Origin of the sequence: Pseudomonas sp. 65/3-MNA-CIBAN-0223 (genome assembly GCF_040310425.1) — a bacterium.
In the GTDB taxonomy this organism is placed as follows: Bacteria; Pseudomonadota; Gammaproteobacteria; order Pseudomonadales; family Pseudomonadaceae; genus Aquipseudomonas; species Aquipseudomonas gregormendelii.
Genome location: NZ_JBEOPV010000031.1, coordinates 39,125 through 54,623, shown reverse-complemented (window position 1 = coordinate 54,623; position 15,499 = coordinate 39,125). Strand labels below are relative to the sequence as shown.

Genomic DNA, 15,499 nt, shown 5'->3' with positions numbered 1-15,499 from the left:
AGGACGAAGAAGCGCCGATCTTCCAGGTGGCCGATTACGGCCTGGTGGCGGACTTGTTCGAAGCCATCCCTGAGCTGGAGAAGCTGGTCTAATCCAGCGGCTTCACTTATAAAGAGCCCGGCCTTATGGCCGGGTTTTTTTTGCGCCCCCTTTAGGAGCGAGCTTGCTCGCGATGGAATTCAACGATGACGCCGGGAGCCTGTCACCCTGCGGTATCCTCGGTTTTTTCGCGAGCAAGCTCGCTCCTACAGGTGGTATTGGTTTGACTGGGAGGGTGTCGTGCATCGAGTTTTCGGTTGTGTATTGCTGGGTTTGACGGTGCTGCCTGGACTGGCCAATGCCGCAGGCAAGTGCGAGCGCCTGGTGGTCACCGGCAGCCCGGATGCACCCCCTTATCTGTGGCAAGACCCGCAGGATCCCAAGCACCTGATCGGCGCCAGTGCCGATCTGTTGCAGCAGGTGGCGGGGCAGTTGGGCATCAAGGTCGAACTGCTCTATGCCGGCAAACGGTCCCAGGCGCTGGACGAAGTGCGCAGCGGGCGCATGGATCTGCTCGCCGATGCGCCTCTGACGTTTGGCGAGCTCGACTCCCTGGATTACATTCATCCGCCCTTACTGGAGAACGACTACCTCGTCTGGACTCGCAAGGATTCACCGCTGGTCTACAACCAGGCACAAGACCTTCATGGGCATGCCGGTGCGATCTCGGAAAAGGCACGGTTGACGCCGCAGTTCGGTACGTACGCCGAGCAGCAATTGGCCCTGATCCGCACGCCCAACCTGACGCAGGCATTGCAGAAACTGCTGTTGGGTGAAGTGGAGTTTGTGCTGGCGGGCCGATATTCGGGCATCGCCGCCGCGCAGTCGCTGAGCATGGCCAATGACCTTGTCGCCCGTGCTGAACCGGTCGACAAACCCGGGCTGTATCTGGCGGTTTCCCACAACTCGGCGTGCAACGATCCGTGGTTGCGCGGACAGCTGGCGAAAAAGATGACAGAATTGCCCGCGTCCGGTCTGGCGGAAGCCGCGTTGCAGCGCAATATCGAGCGCTGGAAATTGCAGCAGCAACAACCCGTCAGTACCCCAAAACAGTAGGGATTTTTAGTGAGTATTCGACCTCTTTTCGCTGCCCTGGCCGTTCTGGCTCTGGCGGGTTGTGCAGCCGATCCGGCGCCGAATGAACAAATGCGCCTGACCGAGCAGGCGCTCGAACAGGCCAAGGCCGTGGGGGCTACCGCCGCCGACGTACCGGAAATGAAACTGGCCGAAGACAAGTTCAACCGCGCCCAAGTCAGCATGAACGACCAGTCCTTCAAGAATGCACGCATGCGCGCCGAACAGGCCGAACTGGATGCGCGCCTGGCCGAAGCCCGGGTGCTGACCCTCAAGAGCGAAGAGCAGTTGAACGTACTGAATACCCGCATCACCCGCTTGCGCAAGCAATTGGGAGATGCCCAATGAATAGTGCGTCCAGAGCCTTTGGCGGCTTGATCCTGGTGGGTTGTGCAAGCCTTTATGGCTGTGCCGGCCAGCACAGTGAAACCGCGTTGCAGGAAGCCGGTATTGGCTTCCAGAAGGTCAAGGAAGACTCCAACGTGCTGCGTATTGCGCCCAAGGACGTGATCCGGGCCGGTGAATCCCTGGCTCGCGCCGACCGTCTGTCCAGCTACTGGGGCAGTGGCTCGGACGTGCTGCATTACGCCTACCTGAGCCAGCGCTACAGTGAAATCGCCCGGGAGCACACCAACCAGGTGCTTAACGAAGAGCGCGCGGCCAAGCTCGAACTGGAACGCCAGCGCCTGCAACTGGCCCTGCGCGAATCCAAGTTGCTCAGCGTGCAACAGCAGGGCAAGTGGCTGGAAGAGCAGATTGTTGCACTCGCCACCACCCAGACCGATCGCGGGTTGGTCATGACCCTGGGTGACGTGTTGTTCGACACCGGCGAAGCAGAGTTGAAAAGCTCCGCTAACCGCGTGGTGCTGAAGATCGTGCAATTCCTGCAGCTCAATCCCAAACGCGTGGTCCGTATCGAGGGTTACACCGACAGTACCGGTGGCAAGCAGGAAAACCTCAAATTGTCCCGTGACCGCGCGCAATCCGTGGCCAATGTACTGATGGACCTTGGCATTGATGACAAGCGCATCAAGGTCGAAGGTTACGGCGATGAGTATCCGGTCGACGTGAACGCCTCGGAACGGGGGCGGGCACAGAACCGTCGGGTGGAAATTGTGTTCTCCGATGAAAAGGGCCAGCTCGGCGCCGCCCGTTAACGGCGGCTGAACTGCATACAACCCGGCAATCCATATTGCTACATGGTAGGAACGAGCTTGCTCGCGAAAAACTCATCGACACTGCGTTTATCCAGACTTCACGCGTTATCGTTGCCGTTTATCGCGAGCAAGCTCGCTCCTGCAGTGGTAAGCCAGTACAGTTTTTGCTGACACTGCACTGTACGGTCAACTATTCTGGCAACTGTCCCCGTACACTTCTAAACTGTTCCGGTACTGTGTCACATAAGAATAAAATGCCCGTGAAATCGAGTGCTGCGTCATGACCAATCTCTTGCTGTACCAACGTATTGCTCAACAACTGGCAGAAGACATCCGCCGCGGTGTCTATCAACCGGGGGAGCGCGTGCCTTCGGTGCGCAAGATGAGTTCGCAGCTCAACGTCAGCCATGCCACCGTGTTGCAGGCTTACGCCAATCTCGAGGATCAGGGGTTGATTCGTGCCCGGCCTCAGTCGGGCTATTACGTGCACCAAACCCCGGCCCTGACCGCGCCGACCCCGGACATCGCCAGGGTCGAACGCCCCAGCCTGGTCACGCGCAGCAGCATCATTCAACAGGTGTTGGTCGAGTCCCGCCGCGAAGGGGTGTTTCCTCTTGGCGCTGCAGTACCGAGCGTCGATTACCTGCCGGTGCGGGCCCTGCATCAGCAGTTGGCCAAGGTCACGCGGTTTCATAGCCCGCGGGCCTTCAGCTACATGTTCAGCCCAGGCTTTGAACCGCTGCGGCGCCAGGTGGCGATTCGAATGCGTGATGCCGGAGTGGTGGTCGATCCCTCGGAAGTGGTGATCACCCACGGTTGCGTCGACGCCCTGCAGATGTCCTTGCGCGTGCTGACCCGGCCGGGTGACCTCATAGCCGCCGAGTCGCCGACTTACTATGGGTTGTTGCAACTGGCTGACCTGCTGGGCCTCAAGGTCATCGAGATTCCCAGCGACCCCGCCACCGGCATGAGCCTGGAAGCCCTGCAACTGGCCGCCAACCAATGGTCGATCAAGGCGCTGGTTCTGACCACGCGCCTCAGTAATCCCCTGGGCGGCACCATGCCCGAGGAACGCCAGAAGCAACTGCTGCGCCTGGCGTCGGACTTCGATATCCAGATCGTTGAAGACGATATCTATGGCGAACTGATGTTCGAGCAGGGCCGTACCAAGGCGCTCAAGGCCTATGACCGGCTGGATCGGGTGATCTATTGCTCAAGCTTTTCCAAGACCCTGTCCCCCGGGGTGCGCATTGGCTGGATGATTGCCGGAAAGTACCAGCAGGAAATCCAGCGCCTGCAGACCTTCAGCACCCATTCGGCCTGCAGTGTCACCCAGATGGGCATTGCTGCTTATCTGGAAAACGGCGGCTACGATCGGCATTTGCGCTACATCCGCCAGGAATACCGCAAGAACCTCAGCGCCTTTCAACTGGCCGTCCAGCAGTACTTTCCCGAAGGCACGCAAATGACCCGGCCCACCGGCGGTTTCATTCTTTGGGTAAGCCTGCCGGGGCGAGTGAACACCCAGGAACTGCATGTGCGGGCGTTGCAACAGGGGATCAGCATCGCCCCTGGGCTCATATTCAGTAACACCGAGCAATTCAACCACTGTATCCGGCTCAATTGTGGCATCCCGTGGAACCGTGAAGCAGAGCGTGCCTTGATGACTTTGGGCATGCTCGCCACCCAGCTGTGCCAGGAAACGGCGGCCGGTTTTTGACGGGATGGGCAGGTTATTGCTGTGCATACTTGTCTTGTGCCGGCTAACAGGCGAGCATATGGCCCTCTGCCGTTAGTGTTGCCGGGTCCATGAAATCGATTTTACCCGCCGTGTGGTTGTCGTTCTGCCTGCTGATGTCTTTTCAGGCACAAGGCCCCATGGCGGCTCCTGCCCAGCAAACTCCTTCGGCAAGCACGCCTGCAAGTCAGTCTACCCCGGCAAAAAAGACCGGCACTGTCAAAAAGGCGTCCCCCGCTAAACAGAACAGCAAGCCGGTGAAAAAACGCGCACCTATTACTTCCAAGTCCAAATCCGCCAGTGAAATAGCGAAAACCCCGCTACCTTCGGCCAAACTCGACCTGAGCCTGCCCAAGGAAATGGTTGAAGAGCTGGACCCGGTTGGCACGGTGCCGTTGCCCAAACACGATGCGATATTGCCGCAAATGTTTGGCGACAAGACGGGCAGCAGTCCTTTTCAGCTCAACGGGCGCCTGCTCAGCAACGAAATGCAGCTGCAGTTGCGCAATGAAGAGCGGCGCGACGTAGAAGGTGCCGCGCTGGAATTCGAATTCAAGCAATGATTGGCTCCCTCTTGTGACCCCAAGCCAGGACGCTTTGTCGGAGACTGATCGGTCACGCCCATTTGATCGAAAAACCTCGGCCGGTTTAATTTAAAACAACTGTTTTAGCGGTTACTCTGTGCACCGTCTTTACACATCGCCCGTCGCGAGGAGCTTGTCGTCATGAAATGCCGTGAGGGTTGTGGCGCCTGTTGCATTGCCCCTTCCATCAGTTCACCGATCCCCGGGATGCCCCACGGCAAACCTGCGGGAGAACGTTGCGTGCAACTGTCTGTCGAAAATCTGTGCAACATTTTCGGTAAACCGGAGCGCCCGGCTGTTTGTTCGTCATTCGCGGCCGACCCCGATGTTTGCGGCAACAGCAGCGAAGAAGCGATCAAACTGATTGGCTGGTGGGAGCAAATGACGGCGGCGTGATGTGTTCAACGGTCTGAACTTCAACAATAAGGAATAACACTATGGGTTCGCTGCATCGTTTGGCTGTGCTGTGTGGTTTGAGCGTTTTGCTGGCGACTTCGGTCCAGGCCGAAGAGTGGAAAGTTGCCAAGAACGAGGACGGTATCAAGGTCTCCTTGAGTGAAGTGGCCGGTTCTGATTACAAGGCTTACCAGGGCATCACCCTGATGAAAACCTCCATGGCCAAACTGCGCGCCTTGCAGGAGGATGTGCCGGGTGCCTGTGCCTGGATTCACGAATGCAAGCTGCAGAAACTGCTCAAGCATGAAGGCGACCAGAGCTGGACCTACTCTCAATTCAATACCCCATGGCCGGTGACTCCACGGGATTCGGTGCTGCACATCACCACCGTCGAAGGCGCCGATGGCAGCCTGACCCGCAAGCTCGAAGGCGTGCCCAAGTACATGCCCGAGGAAAAGGGTTTTGTGCGGGTGGTCAAGGTCGAGGGTTTCTGGAAGTTCGTGCCCAAGGGTGACCAGGTCGAAGTCACCTACCAGGTGCACACCGAACCGGGCGGCAGCGTGCCTTCGATGGTGGCCAACAAGTTTGTGGTGGATGCGCCGTTCAATACGTTGAAGGCGTTGAAGGAGCGGGCGGAGAAGTAATTTCGCTTTTTTGACCGATCCGTCCGGGAGCTGTGCAGGCGCTGCTTCGTTTCACTCGACAGCCCCTGCACCTGGCCCACCGAGGCCAACAGATCGAGCAACCCAAGCCTATATTTTGTATCCGAATATTCACTGCACGAAATTTTCACAACCCGTCCAAGACAATCTCGCCCGCGCCAACCCAAACAGTAATCAATGGCAATGCTGCGGGTGATCGTGCAACATTTGCGCACCGCGCAAGCCCCGGGGTCAGGTATCGACCAACAGAGGGCTAAGCGCCGCTGTATTTATGCAACTTCAACTTCCAATGGGTCCTAAAACGACATGGCAAACCCGGACGCCCTGAAACAGCAGCGAGCTTCAAGTCGCCTGCTGCAACCAACCGTCAAATCGCACCTGGCCTACACCTTGTTGTGCGCCCTGGTCATGATGGTCATGTTCAGCCTGCTGCGCGTTGCGCTGCTGGCCTACAACAGCGAGATGATCCTTGATACACCGGCCTCGACCTTCGCCGAAGCGTTCGTCAACGGTCTGCGATTCGACCTGCGCCTGGTGGTCTACCTCAGCATCCCGCTGGTACTGGCACTGTTCAGCGTCCGCGCAATGGCGGCCCGTGGTTTCTTCCGCCTGTGGCTGACCGTGGCTTCGAGCATCGCGCTGTTCCTCGGCCTGATGGAAATGGACTTCTACCGCGAATTCCACCAACGTCTCAACGGCCTGGTCTTCCAGTATGTGAAGGAAGACCCGAAAACCGTCATGAGCATGCTCTGGTACGGTTTTCCCGTGGTTCGTTACCTGCTGGCATGGGTCGGCGGCACTGTCATCCTCGCGCTGGCGTTCAAGGGTGCAGACCGCGCCACCCGACCACGCGGCCCGTTCAGCGGCGGTACCATCAGTACTCGCCAGGTGGCTCCATGGTATGCGCGCACTGCCGTGTTCGTGGTTTGCCTGCTGATCTGCGTCGTCGCGGCTCGCGGCACCTTGCGTCAAGGTCCGCCTCTGCGCTGGGGGGACGTCTACACCACCGATTCCAATTTCGCCAATCAGTTGGGCCTCAATGGCACGCTGTCGCTGATCGCTGCTGCCAAGAGCCGCATGTCTGAAGATCGCGACAATATCTGGAAGGCTACCTTGCCGCAGCCTGAAGCCCAACAAATCGTGCGCGACATGCTGGTCATGCCTGACGACAAGCTGGTCGATCCGGACACGGCAGCCGTGCGCCGTGACTACACGCCACCGGCCGACAAGACCCTGCCGATCAAGAACGTCGTCGTGATCCTGATGGAAAGCATGGCCGGTCACTCGGTAGGCGCGTTGGGTGCCTCGGGTAACATCACGCCGTACCTCGACAAATTGTCGAAAGAGGGCCTGCTGTTCGATCGCTTCTTCTCCAACGGCACACACACCCACCAGGGCATGTTCGCCACCATGGCCTGCTTCCCGAACCTGCCGGGCTTCGAATACCTGATGCAGACCCCGGAAGGCAGCCACAAGCTGTCCGGTTTACCGCAACTGCTCAGTGTCCGTGATTACAACGATGTATACGTCTACAACGGCGACTTCGCCTGGGATAACCAGTCGGGCTTCTTCAGCAGCCAGGGCATGACCAACTTCATTGGTCGCAATGATTACGTGAACCCGGTGTTCTCCGATCCGACCTGGGGCGTGTCCGACCAGGATATGTTTGATCGCGGCCTGGTCGAGCTCAAGGCGCGGGAAAACGGCAAGCCGTTTTATGCGCTGCTGCAAACCTTGTCGAATCACACCCCATACGCCTTGCCGTCGCCATTGCCGGTCGAGCGCGTGACGGATCGCGGCAGCCTCAACGAACATTTGACGGCCATGCGCTACGCCGATTGGGCCTTGGGCCAGTTCTTCGAGAAGGCCCGCAAGGAGCCTTACTTCAAGGAGACCCTGTTCGTCATCGTGGGTGACCACGGTTTCGGCAACGAGCGCCAGATCACCGAAATGGACCTGGGTCGCTTCAACGTGCCGATGCTGCTGATCGCACCGGGCATCCAGGAGAAATTCGGCGAGCGTGACCACACCGTTGGCACCCAGATCGATATCGTGCCGACCATCATGGGCCGCATCGGTGGCGAAGTGCGCCATCAATGCTGGGGTCGTGACCTGCTGAACCTGCCGGAAGGCGACACCGGTTTTGGCGTGATCAAGCCTTCGGGCAGCGAACAGACCACCGCGATCATCACCGCGGATCAGATCCTGGTACTGCCCAAGGAAAAAGAAATGGCGCCGAAGGTATACCAGTATCAGTTGGGCGCTACACCCAAGGCCGAGGTCATCCCTGATGCACCGCGTACCGCCGAGCTCAAGCAGAAACTTGAAGCTTTCCTGCAAACGGCGACCAAGAGCCTGATCGATAACACTGCCGGTGTGGTTGACGGCAAGCCGGACTGAATGTCGAGGCAATAAAAAAGAGGCCCTTTTCAGGGCCTCTTTTTTTTCCTGTTAACGCTTTATATCTTGCCAAGCAAGAGCAGGATCAACAGCACCACCAGGACTACACCGATGATACCCGACGGGCCATAACCCCAACTTCTGGAGTGGGGGAAGACCGGCAAACCGCCTACCAGAAGAAGGATCAGAATAACGATTAGAATTGTGCCCATGTCTATTTCCTTGTTGAAAGTGTTCCGGAATGACCTAGCTATAACTGTCAGCAGGAATGAATTAAATCCTGGCTGCTTAAATGATCCGACTGCGCTGATCGCGAGAAAATTCCAAGTTTTTTTAATGTTTTTCGAAGAAAGCCTTATTTCCTTTTTATTGGCTTAGTTCATCCGTCCGCGCCCGGGGTTTGAGCAGCCTATTCAGCAATCTGATGCAGCGTGGCTCCCGCTATCTCCTTCGCTACACTCGGCACATCTTCCCCGGAACAACAAGGCTGTCTGCTATGCAAAATCGCATGATGATCACTGGCGCAGGCTCGGGCCTGGGTCGCGAAATCGCGCTCCGCTGGGCGCGCGAGGGCTGGCAACTGGCCTTGTCCGATGTCAGCGATCCCGGCCTGCAGGAAACCCTCAAGCTGGTGCGCGAGGCGGGTGGCGACGGGTTTATCCAGCGCTGTGACGTGCGCGACTACAGTCAACTGACGGCGTTTGCCCAGGCCTGCGAGGAGAAGCTGGGCGGCATCGACATCATCGTCAACAACGCCGGAGTGGCCTCCGGCGGGTTCTTCAGCGAGCTGTCCCTGGAAGACTGGGATTGGCAGATTGCGATCAACCTGATGGGCGTGGTCAAGGGCTGCAAGGCGTTCCTGCCGCTGCTGGAAAAGAGCAAGGGCAAGATCATCAACATCGCGTCCATGGCCGCGCTGATGCAAGGCCCTGCCATGAGCAACTACAACGTGGCCAAGGCCGGCGTGGTCGCATTGTCTGAAAGCCTGCTGATCGAACTGGCGCAGCAGGAAGTCGGGGTGCATGTGGTATGCCCATCGTTCTTCCAGACCAACCTGCTGGACTCTTTCCGAGGCCCGACGCCTGCGATGAAAGCGCAGGTCGGCAAATTGCTTGAAAGTTCGCCGATCACCGCTGCCGACATTGCCGACTACATCTATCAGCAGATCGGTGCCGGTGAATTCATGATCTTGCCGCACGAGCAGGGCCGTATGGCCTGGGCGATCAAGCAGAAGAACCCGCAACTGCTGTACAACGAAATGACGGTCATGGCCGATAAAATGCGCGCAAAGGCCAAACAGACCGCAGGCTGAGCTTGCCCGATGGTCCCGCCGTCGCTAGGGTGGCCGCCATCGGCCATTTTAGCGAGACCCTTGCATGCTCAATTACCTGTGGTTCTTTCTTGCCGCCTTGTTTGAAATCGCCGGGTGTTTTGCATTCTGGATGTGGTTGCGCCAGGGCAAGAGCGCCCTGTGGATTGTTCCGGCACTGTTCAGCCTGACGCTGTTCGCACTCCTGCTGACGCGCGTGGAAGCGACCTATGCAGGTCGCGCCTATGCCGCCTATGGAGGCATCTACATCGTGGCGTCAATTGGCTGGTTGGCGGTGGTGGAGCGGATTCGTCCCTTGAGCTCGGACTGGATCGGTGTGGCCCTGTGCGTGATTGGCGCGACGGTGATTCTCTTCGGCCCACGACTGTCGGCTTCCTGAAGGAAAGATCCGATATTCTGCGGTTTTGTCGGATAAATCCTACGGGGTGCTTCCCTCAGGTTTGTAGGGAAAAACTGATTTGCCTACAACATATTGAATGAGCGTTTTCTGCCGGGCATCTTCAAGGTCCTGTCACCCAGTAGGACCTATCCCATGCTAGTTCTCAGCCGTGTAGCCCAAGAGTTGATCTCCATTGGCGACACCATTTCCGTGCGAATCCTGGCCGTCAGTGGCGACAGTGTGCGCATCGGAGTTGAAGCGCCGCGCAGTTTTACCGTCCATCGCAGCGAGATCTACGAGCGCATCCAGGACGAAAAAAAGACCGGGAAACACAAGTAACAGACGTTTCAGTCGAACAGATGCTTGGGCACATCGTGCTTGAGCATCAGTTGACATTGCTCGCTCTCCGGATCGAAAACGATCAGTGCCTGTCCCTTGCTCAGGGCCTGGCGAACCCGCAAGACCCGGGTTTCCAGCGGGGTGTCGTCGCCGTTGTCCGTGCCGTCGCGGGTCACGAAATCTTCGATCAAGCGGGTCAAGGTATCGACTTCAAGTTGGTCGTGGGGAATCAGCATAGCCACCTCGGTTGAACGATCGCGCGATGCTACGGCGATTGGCAGATGGCGGCTACCCTCGGTTTAGCGCAGGTTGCTCCATCGTCATCGCGAGCAGGCTTGCCCTCACACCAAAACCGTTTCCCGCACGGGGAAAATTCTGTGGGAGCGAGCCTGCTCTCGATCGGTCGTGCCGGCGCCGCAGATATCGGCTTAGCTATCGTTGCGCTGTCCCACCAGGCTATCCACCGATGGCACCCGGGTATCACTTTCCATCTGCGTGTCATGCTCGATCTGGTGACTGAACCGGTCCAGCGAACCCTTCGCTGGCTGTGCATCGCTGGCAAATACCGGCGGGCTGAGGATGTAGGCGCCGAGCAGGCGACTCAACGCGGCCAGGCTGTCTATGTGGGTACGCTCGTAGCCGTGAGTTGCATCGCAGCCGAAAGCGAGCAGGGCGGTGCGGATGTCATGCCCGGCGGTAACCGCCGAATGCGCATCGCTGAAGTAATAACGGAACAGATCGCGACGCACCGGTAATTCATTATCGCTGGCCAGGCGCAGCAAGTGCCGGGACAGGTGATAGTCATACGGCCCACCGGAATCCTGCATTGCCACACTCACGGCATGTTCGCTGGAATGCTGGCCCGGAGCTACGGGGGCTATATCAATGCCGACGAACTCACTGACGTCCCACGGCAACGCCGCTGCCGCGCCACTGCCGGTTTCCTCGGTGATGGTGAACAGGGGATGACAATCGATCATCAGCTCTTCGCCACTGTCGATAATCGCCTTCATGGCCGCCAGCAGCGCAGCCACGCCGGCCTTGTCATCCAGGTGACGGGCACTGATATGGCCGCTTTCGGTGAATTCGGGCAATGGATCGAAGGCCACGAAATCACCGACGCTGATCCCTAGCGAGTCACAGTCTGCACGAGTGGCGCAGTAGGCATCCAGACGCAACTCCACGTGATCCCAGCTGATCGGCATCTCGTCCACGGCCGTGTTGAAGGCGTGCCCGGAAGCCATCAGGGGCAATACACTGCCGCGAATCACGCCATTATCGGTGAACAGGCTGACCCGACTGCCCTCGGCAAAACGACTGGACCAGCAGCCAACTGGTGCCAGGGTCAGTCGACCGTTGTCCTTGACCGCGCGAACTGCCGCGCCAATGGTGTCCAGATGCGCCGAGACGGCGCGATCCGGGCTGTTTTTCTTGCCCTTGAGGGTCGCACGGATGGTCCCGCGCCGGGTCATTTCGAAGGGAATGCCCAGCTCTTCAAGACGCTCGGCGACGTAGCGCACGATGGTGTCGGTGAATCCTGTGGGGCTTGGAATGGCCAGCATCTCCAACAGGACTTTTTGCAGGTAGTTGAGATCCGGTTCCGGGATTCTACTGGTCATGGAAACTCCTGATGAGTTGAGTGCATCGATGGTTTCGATGAGGTTAAGAGTGGGAGGTGGTCAGGCCGTCATCGCGGGCAGGCTTTGCTCTCACAGCAGCCCGGCTCCCAGAGCCGGGCCTCACACACTCCCTGTGGGAACAGGCTGCCCGCGATGGCGTCAGTCCAGGCAGCATCTATCTATTGGGCAGCCGGCTGACTATGGGGAAACAGCAGATCCACAAAGCGTTCTGCCGTCGGTTGCGGTTCATGGTTGGCCAGCCCGGCGCGTTCATTGGCCTCGATAAATACGTATTCCGGCTGATCCGCCGCCGGCACCAGCAGGTCGAGCCCGACCATGGGAATGTCCAGCGCCCGGGCCGCCCGCACCGCAGCGTCGACCAGGGTCGGATGCAAGATGGACGTGACATCCTCAAGGATGCCGCCGGTATGCAGATTCGCCGTGCGCCGCACGAACAGGTGCTCGCCGGCCGGTAAAACACTGCTGTAATCGTAACCGGCAGCCGCCAGGGTACGCTCGGTTTCGTGGTCGAGGGGGATCTTGCTCTCGCCGCCGGTGGCAGCCTGGCGCCGACGACTTTGAGCCTCGATCAGCGCGCCGACACTGTGCTGGCCATCACCGATCACTTCGGCCGGTCGGCGGATGGCCGCAGCCACCACTTCAAAACCGATTACCAGAATCCGCAGGTCCAAACCTTCGTGAAAACTCTCCAGAAGCACCCGGGTGTCAAACTGGCGAGCTGACTCAATGGCTTGCTGGACCTCTTCGATCGTCTGCAGGTCCACCGCTACCCCTCGGCCCTGTTCGCCGTCCAGCGGCTTGACCACTACGCGCTCATGCTCGTCGAGGAATGCCAGGTTGTCATCGGCGTTGCCGACAAGTTGCTGGGACGGCAATTTCAGCCCCGCCGCCTTGAGTACCTTGTGCGTCAGGCTTTTGTCCTGGCACAGACTCATGCTGATGGCGCTGGTCAGGTCGCTCAGGGACTCGCGGCAACGTACCCGCCGCCCGCCATGGCTGAGGGTGAACATCCCGGCTTCGGCGTCATCGACCAGTACATCAATACCCCGACGATGGGCCTCCTCGACAATGATCCGTGCGTAAGGGTTGAAGTTCGCCTCCGGCCCAGGCCCCAGGAACAGCGGCTGATTGATGCCATTCTTGCGTTTGATGGCAAAGGTCGAAAGGTTGCGAAAACCCAGCTTGGCGTAGAGGTTTTTGGCCTGGCGATTATCATGCAATACCGACAGGTCGAGGTAACTCAGCCCGCGACTCATAAAGTGTTCGATCAGGTGCCGGACCAGCACTTCTCCCACCCCCGGTCGGGAACAAAGGGGGTCGACGGCCAGGCACCACAGGCTGCTGCCGTTCTCTGGATCGTTGTAGGCCTTGTGATGGTTGAGCCCCATCACACTGCCGATGACCGCACCGCTGTCTTCATCCTCGGCCAGCCAGTACACCGGACCGCCGAGGTGACGCGGGGTCAGCAAACTGGCATCGATGGGCAGCATGTTGCGGGCCTGGTACAGCGTGTTGATCGCCTTCCAGTCCGCCTCACTTTGCGCCCGACGAATCCGGAAGCCGCGAAACACCCGCGTGGAGGGGCGATAGTCAGTGAACCACAGGCGCAAGGTGTCCGAAGGGTCGAGGAACAGTTGCGCCGGCTCAAGCCCCAACACCTGCTGGGGCGCGGCCACATACAGCGCGATATCCCGCTCGCCGGGTTTTTCGTTGAGCAGTTCCTGGGCAAGACTGGCAGGGTCAGCGAAGGTGTGGCCGATCAGCAATCGACCCCAACCGCAATGCAGCGCAATCGGGGCCGCGCTCGGTTCACTGCCATCCTCAGCCAAGCGTGCCTGCAAGCGCTCGTAGGTAGGCGCCTGACCGCGCAACAAGCGTTGGCTGTAAGCCGTGGCGTGGGGTTTCATCGATCAGATTCCTTGTTCGCTGAGCCACAGGTTCAAGGCCGCCAGTTGCCACAGCTTGGAGCCACGCAAGGGCGTCAGTTGACCTTGTGGATCAGTCAGCAGGCGGTCAAGCATGGCCGGGTTGAACAAGCCACGATCCTGGCTCGGATCCAGCAGCAGTTCGCGCACCCAATTGAGCGTATCGCCCTGTAGATGCTTGAGGCCGGGGACCGGAAAGTAACCTTTCTTGCGGTCGATCACTTCACTTGGAATGACCAGTCGCGCGGCTTCCTTGAGCACCTGCTTGCCGCCATCGGGCAGCTTGAATTTGCCCGGTACCCGTGCCGACAATTCCACCAGGCGGTAGTCCAGGAACGGCGTGCGGGCTTCCAGGCCCCAGGCCATGGTCATGTTGTCGACGCGCTTGACCGGGTCGTCCACCAGCATCACCGTGCTGTCCAGGCGCAAGGCTTTGTCCACAGCGGCATCGGCGCCAGGCTGGGCAAAATGTTCTTTCACGAAATCGCCAGCCGCGTCATTCGCCGTCAACCATTTGGGCTGCACGGTGGCGGCGTAATCTTCATAGCTGCGGTCGAAAAACGCTTCGCGGTAGGCAGCGTAAGGGTCGGCGGCGCCATCGACTTGCGGATACCAGTGATAACCGGCGAACAGTTCGTCTGCACCCTGGCCGCTCTGTACCACCTTGCAGTGCTTGGCCACTTCACGGGACAGCAGGTAGAACGCAATGCAGTCATGGCTGACCATCGGCTCGCTCATGGCGCGGAACGCCGCCGGCAATTGCTCAATGATCTCTTTTTCGTCGATGCGTAACTGATGGTGCTGGGTGCCGTAGTGCCTGGCGATCAGGTCCGAGTATTGGAACTCGTCGCCGCGTTCGCCGCCGGCATCCTGGAAGCCGATGGAAAAGGTCGACAGGTTCTCCACCCCGACTTCGCGCAACAGTCCCACGAGCATGCTCGAATCCACTCCGCCGGAGAGCAAGACGCCGACGTCGACAGCAGCTCGTTGACGAATAGCCACCGCTTCACGGGTGCTGTCCAGCACGCGGTCGCGCCAGTCTTCCAGTGTCAGGTTCATTTCATCGGCACGGGGACCGTAGGGCAGGGTCCACCAGGTTTTCTGCTCGGTGCTGCCATCAGCTTCGACGCGCATCCAGGTCGCCGGCGGCAATTTCTCGATGCCTGCCAGCAAGGTGCGCGGAGCGGGAACCACGGCATGAAAATTCAGATAGTGATTGAGAGCCACCGGATCAAGGATCGGGTTGATGTCGCCGCCCTTGAGCAGTGCTGGCAAAGCCGAGGCAAAGCGCAGGCGCTGGCCGGTACGCGACAGGTAGAGCGGCTTCACGCCCAGACGGTCACGGGCAATGAAAAGGCGCTTGGTGTCGCGTTCCCAAATGGCAAACGCAAACATGCCGTTGAGCTTGGGTAGCAGTGCTTCGCCCCAGGCGTGATAGCCCTTGAGCAGCACTTCGGTGTCACCGCCGGAGTAGAACGCATAACCAAGGCTTTCAAGCTCGGTGCGCAACTCTGGAAAGTTGTAGATCGCGCCATTGAACGCCAGGGACAGGCCCAACTGATTGTCGACCATCGGCTGCGCCGAGCCGTCCGACAGGTCCATGATTTTCAGGCGGCGATGGCCCAGGGCAATCGGCCCTTGGCTGTGGAAGCCCCACGCGTCAGGTCCGCGGGGTGCCAGGTGATGGGTGATTCGTTCAACGGCTGCAAGGTCCGCAGGTTGATTGTCAAAGCGTAACTCGCCAGCTAATCCGCACATAAAGTCCTTACCGGTTTTTCCGTTGGGGAGGTTCAATCGATACCCGGCTAAAACAGCGGGCACTCAGAAACTGACCCG

At 59.1% G+C, this 15,499-nt stretch carries 16 protein-coding genes and 1 pseudogene; 12 read left to right on the top strand and 5 right to left on the bottom strand.

Annotation, left to right across the window (positions count from 1 at the left end; translation table 11 throughout):
• The 9 genes and pseudogenes from AAEZ09_RS26320 to AAEZ09_RS26280 all read left to right on the top strand — a co-directional run.
• Positions 1-92 (top strand): annotated as a pseudogene (locus AAEZ09_RS26320) (electron transfer flavoprotein subunit alpha/FixB family protein); the annotation flags it as partial.
• Positions 93-279: 187 nt separating this feature from the next.
• Positions 280-1,095 (top strand): substrate-binding periplasmic protein, encoded by an 816-nt coding sequence (locus AAEZ09_RS26315; protein WP_045061694.1) that lies wholly within the window; start codon positions 280-282, stop codon positions 1,093-1,095.
• A 9-nt stretch (positions 1,096-1,104) separates the two neighbouring features.
• Positions 1,105-1,461, top strand: a complete 357-nt coding sequence (locus AAEZ09_RS26310) for a DUF4398 domain-containing protein (protein ID WP_350601358.1) — start codon at positions 1,105-1,107, stop codon at positions 1,459-1,461.
• Positions 1,458-2,270 carry an OmpA family protein gene (locus AAEZ09_RS26305; protein ID WP_350601356.1) on the top strand — a complete coding sequence of 271 codons (813 nt, stop codon included), beginning with the start codon at positions 1,458-1,460 and terminating at the stop codon, positions 2,268-2,270. The genes AAEZ09_RS26310 and AAEZ09_RS26305 overlap by 4 nt, the downstream gene beginning before the upstream one ends.
• 280 nt (positions 2,271-2,550) lie before the next feature.
• Positions 2,551-3,990, top strand: a complete 1,440-nt coding sequence (locus AAEZ09_RS26300; protein ID WP_045061691.1) for an aminotransferase-like domain-containing protein — start codon at positions 2,551-2,553, stop codon at positions 3,988-3,990.
• A gap of 89 nt (positions 3,991-4,079) precedes the next feature.
• On the top strand, positions 4,080-4,571 hold the full coding sequence (locus tag AAEZ09_RS26295) for a translation initiation factor 2 (RefSeq protein WP_350601355.1): 492 nt from the start codon (positions 4,080-4,082) through the stop codon (positions 4,569-4,571).
• Positions 4,572-4,733: 162 nt separating this feature from the next.
• Positions 4,734-4,988 carry a YkgJ family cysteine cluster protein gene (locus AAEZ09_RS26290; protein WP_045061689.1) on the top strand — a complete coding sequence of 85 codons (255 nt, stop codon included), beginning with the start codon at positions 4,734-4,736 and terminating at the stop codon, positions 4,986-4,988.
• 41 nt (positions 4,989-5,029) lie between these two features.
• Positions 5,030-5,632: an START domain-containing protein gene (locus tag AAEZ09_RS26285; protein ID WP_350601353.1), complete on the top strand. Its 603-nt coding sequence runs from the start codon at positions 5,030-5,032 to the stop codon at positions 5,630-5,632.
• 324 nt (positions 5,633-5,956) lie between these two features.
• The gene (locus tag AAEZ09_RS26280) at positions 5,957-8,050 is read left to right on the top strand and encodes an LTA synthase family protein (protein ID WP_045061687.1); all 2,094 of its coding nucleotides are present in this window, start codon (positions 5,957-5,959) and stop codon (positions 8,048-8,050) included.
• A 59-nt stretch (positions 8,051-8,109) separates the two neighbouring features.
• On the opposite strand, the gene AAEZ09_RS26275 is transcribed toward AAEZ09_RS26280, so the two are convergent.
• Positions 8,110-8,268, bottom strand: coding sequence for a DUF3309 family protein (locus tag AAEZ09_RS26275; RefSeq protein ID WP_169858239.1), 159 nt, complete (start codon positions 8,266-8,268; stop codon positions 8,110-8,112).
• A gap of 278 nt (positions 8,269-8,546) precedes the next feature.
• On the opposite strand from AAEZ09_RS26275, the gene AAEZ09_RS26270 reads away from it, so the two are divergent.
• The 3 genes from AAEZ09_RS26270 to csrA all read left to right on the top strand — a co-directional run bounded on the left by AAEZ09_RS26270 (position 8,547) and on the right by csrA (position 10,098).
• The gene (locus tag AAEZ09_RS26270) at positions 8,547-9,362 is read left to right on the top strand and encodes an SDR family oxidoreductase (RefSeq protein WP_045061686.1); all 816 of its coding nucleotides are present in this window, start codon (positions 8,547-8,549) and stop codon (positions 9,360-9,362) included.
• A 64-nt stretch (positions 9,363-9,426) separates the two neighbouring features.
• Entirely contained in the window at positions 9,427-9,759 is a 333-nt protein-coding gene (locus tag AAEZ09_RS26265) for a YnfA family protein (RefSeq protein WP_045061685.1), read from the top strand.
• A gap of 153 nt (positions 9,760-9,912) precedes the next feature.
• Positions 9,913-10,098, top strand: coding sequence for a carbon storage regulator CsrA (csrA, locus tag AAEZ09_RS26260; protein ID WP_045061684.1), 186 nt, complete (start codon positions 9,913-9,915; stop codon positions 10,096-10,098).
• 8 nt (positions 10,099-10,106) lie between these two features.
• On the opposite strand, the gene AAEZ09_RS26255 is transcribed toward csrA, so the two are convergent.
• The 4 genes from AAEZ09_RS26255 to AAEZ09_RS26240 form a co-directional block, all read right to left on the bottom strand.
• Positions 10,107-10,334 (bottom strand): YheU family protein, encoded by a 228-nt coding sequence (locus AAEZ09_RS26255; RefSeq protein WP_205892131.1) that lies wholly within the window; start codon positions 10,332-10,334, stop codon positions 10,107-10,109.
• A 192-nt stretch (positions 10,335-10,526) separates the two neighbouring features.
• Complete coding sequence (locus tag AAEZ09_RS26250) at positions 10,527-11,717, bottom strand: osmoprotectant NAGGN system M42 family peptidase (protein ID WP_045061683.1); 1,191 nt, start codon at positions 11,715-11,717, stop codon at positions 10,527-10,529.
• A gap of 179 nt (positions 11,718-11,896) precedes the next feature.
• Positions 11,897-13,645, bottom strand: a complete 1,749-nt coding sequence (gene ngg / locus AAEZ09_RS26245; protein WP_350601350.1) for an N-acetylglutaminylglutamine synthetase — start codon at positions 13,643-13,645, stop codon at positions 11,897-11,899.
• Between the two features lie 3 nt (positions 13,646-13,648).
• The gene (locus AAEZ09_RS26240; RefSeq protein WP_045061681.1) at positions 13,649-15,421 is read right to left on the bottom strand and encodes an N-acetylglutaminylglutamine amidotransferase; all 1,773 of its coding nucleotides are present in this window, start codon (positions 15,419-15,421) and stop codon (positions 13,649-13,651) included.
• Between the last annotated feature and the right edge of the window lie 78 nt (positions 15,422-15,499).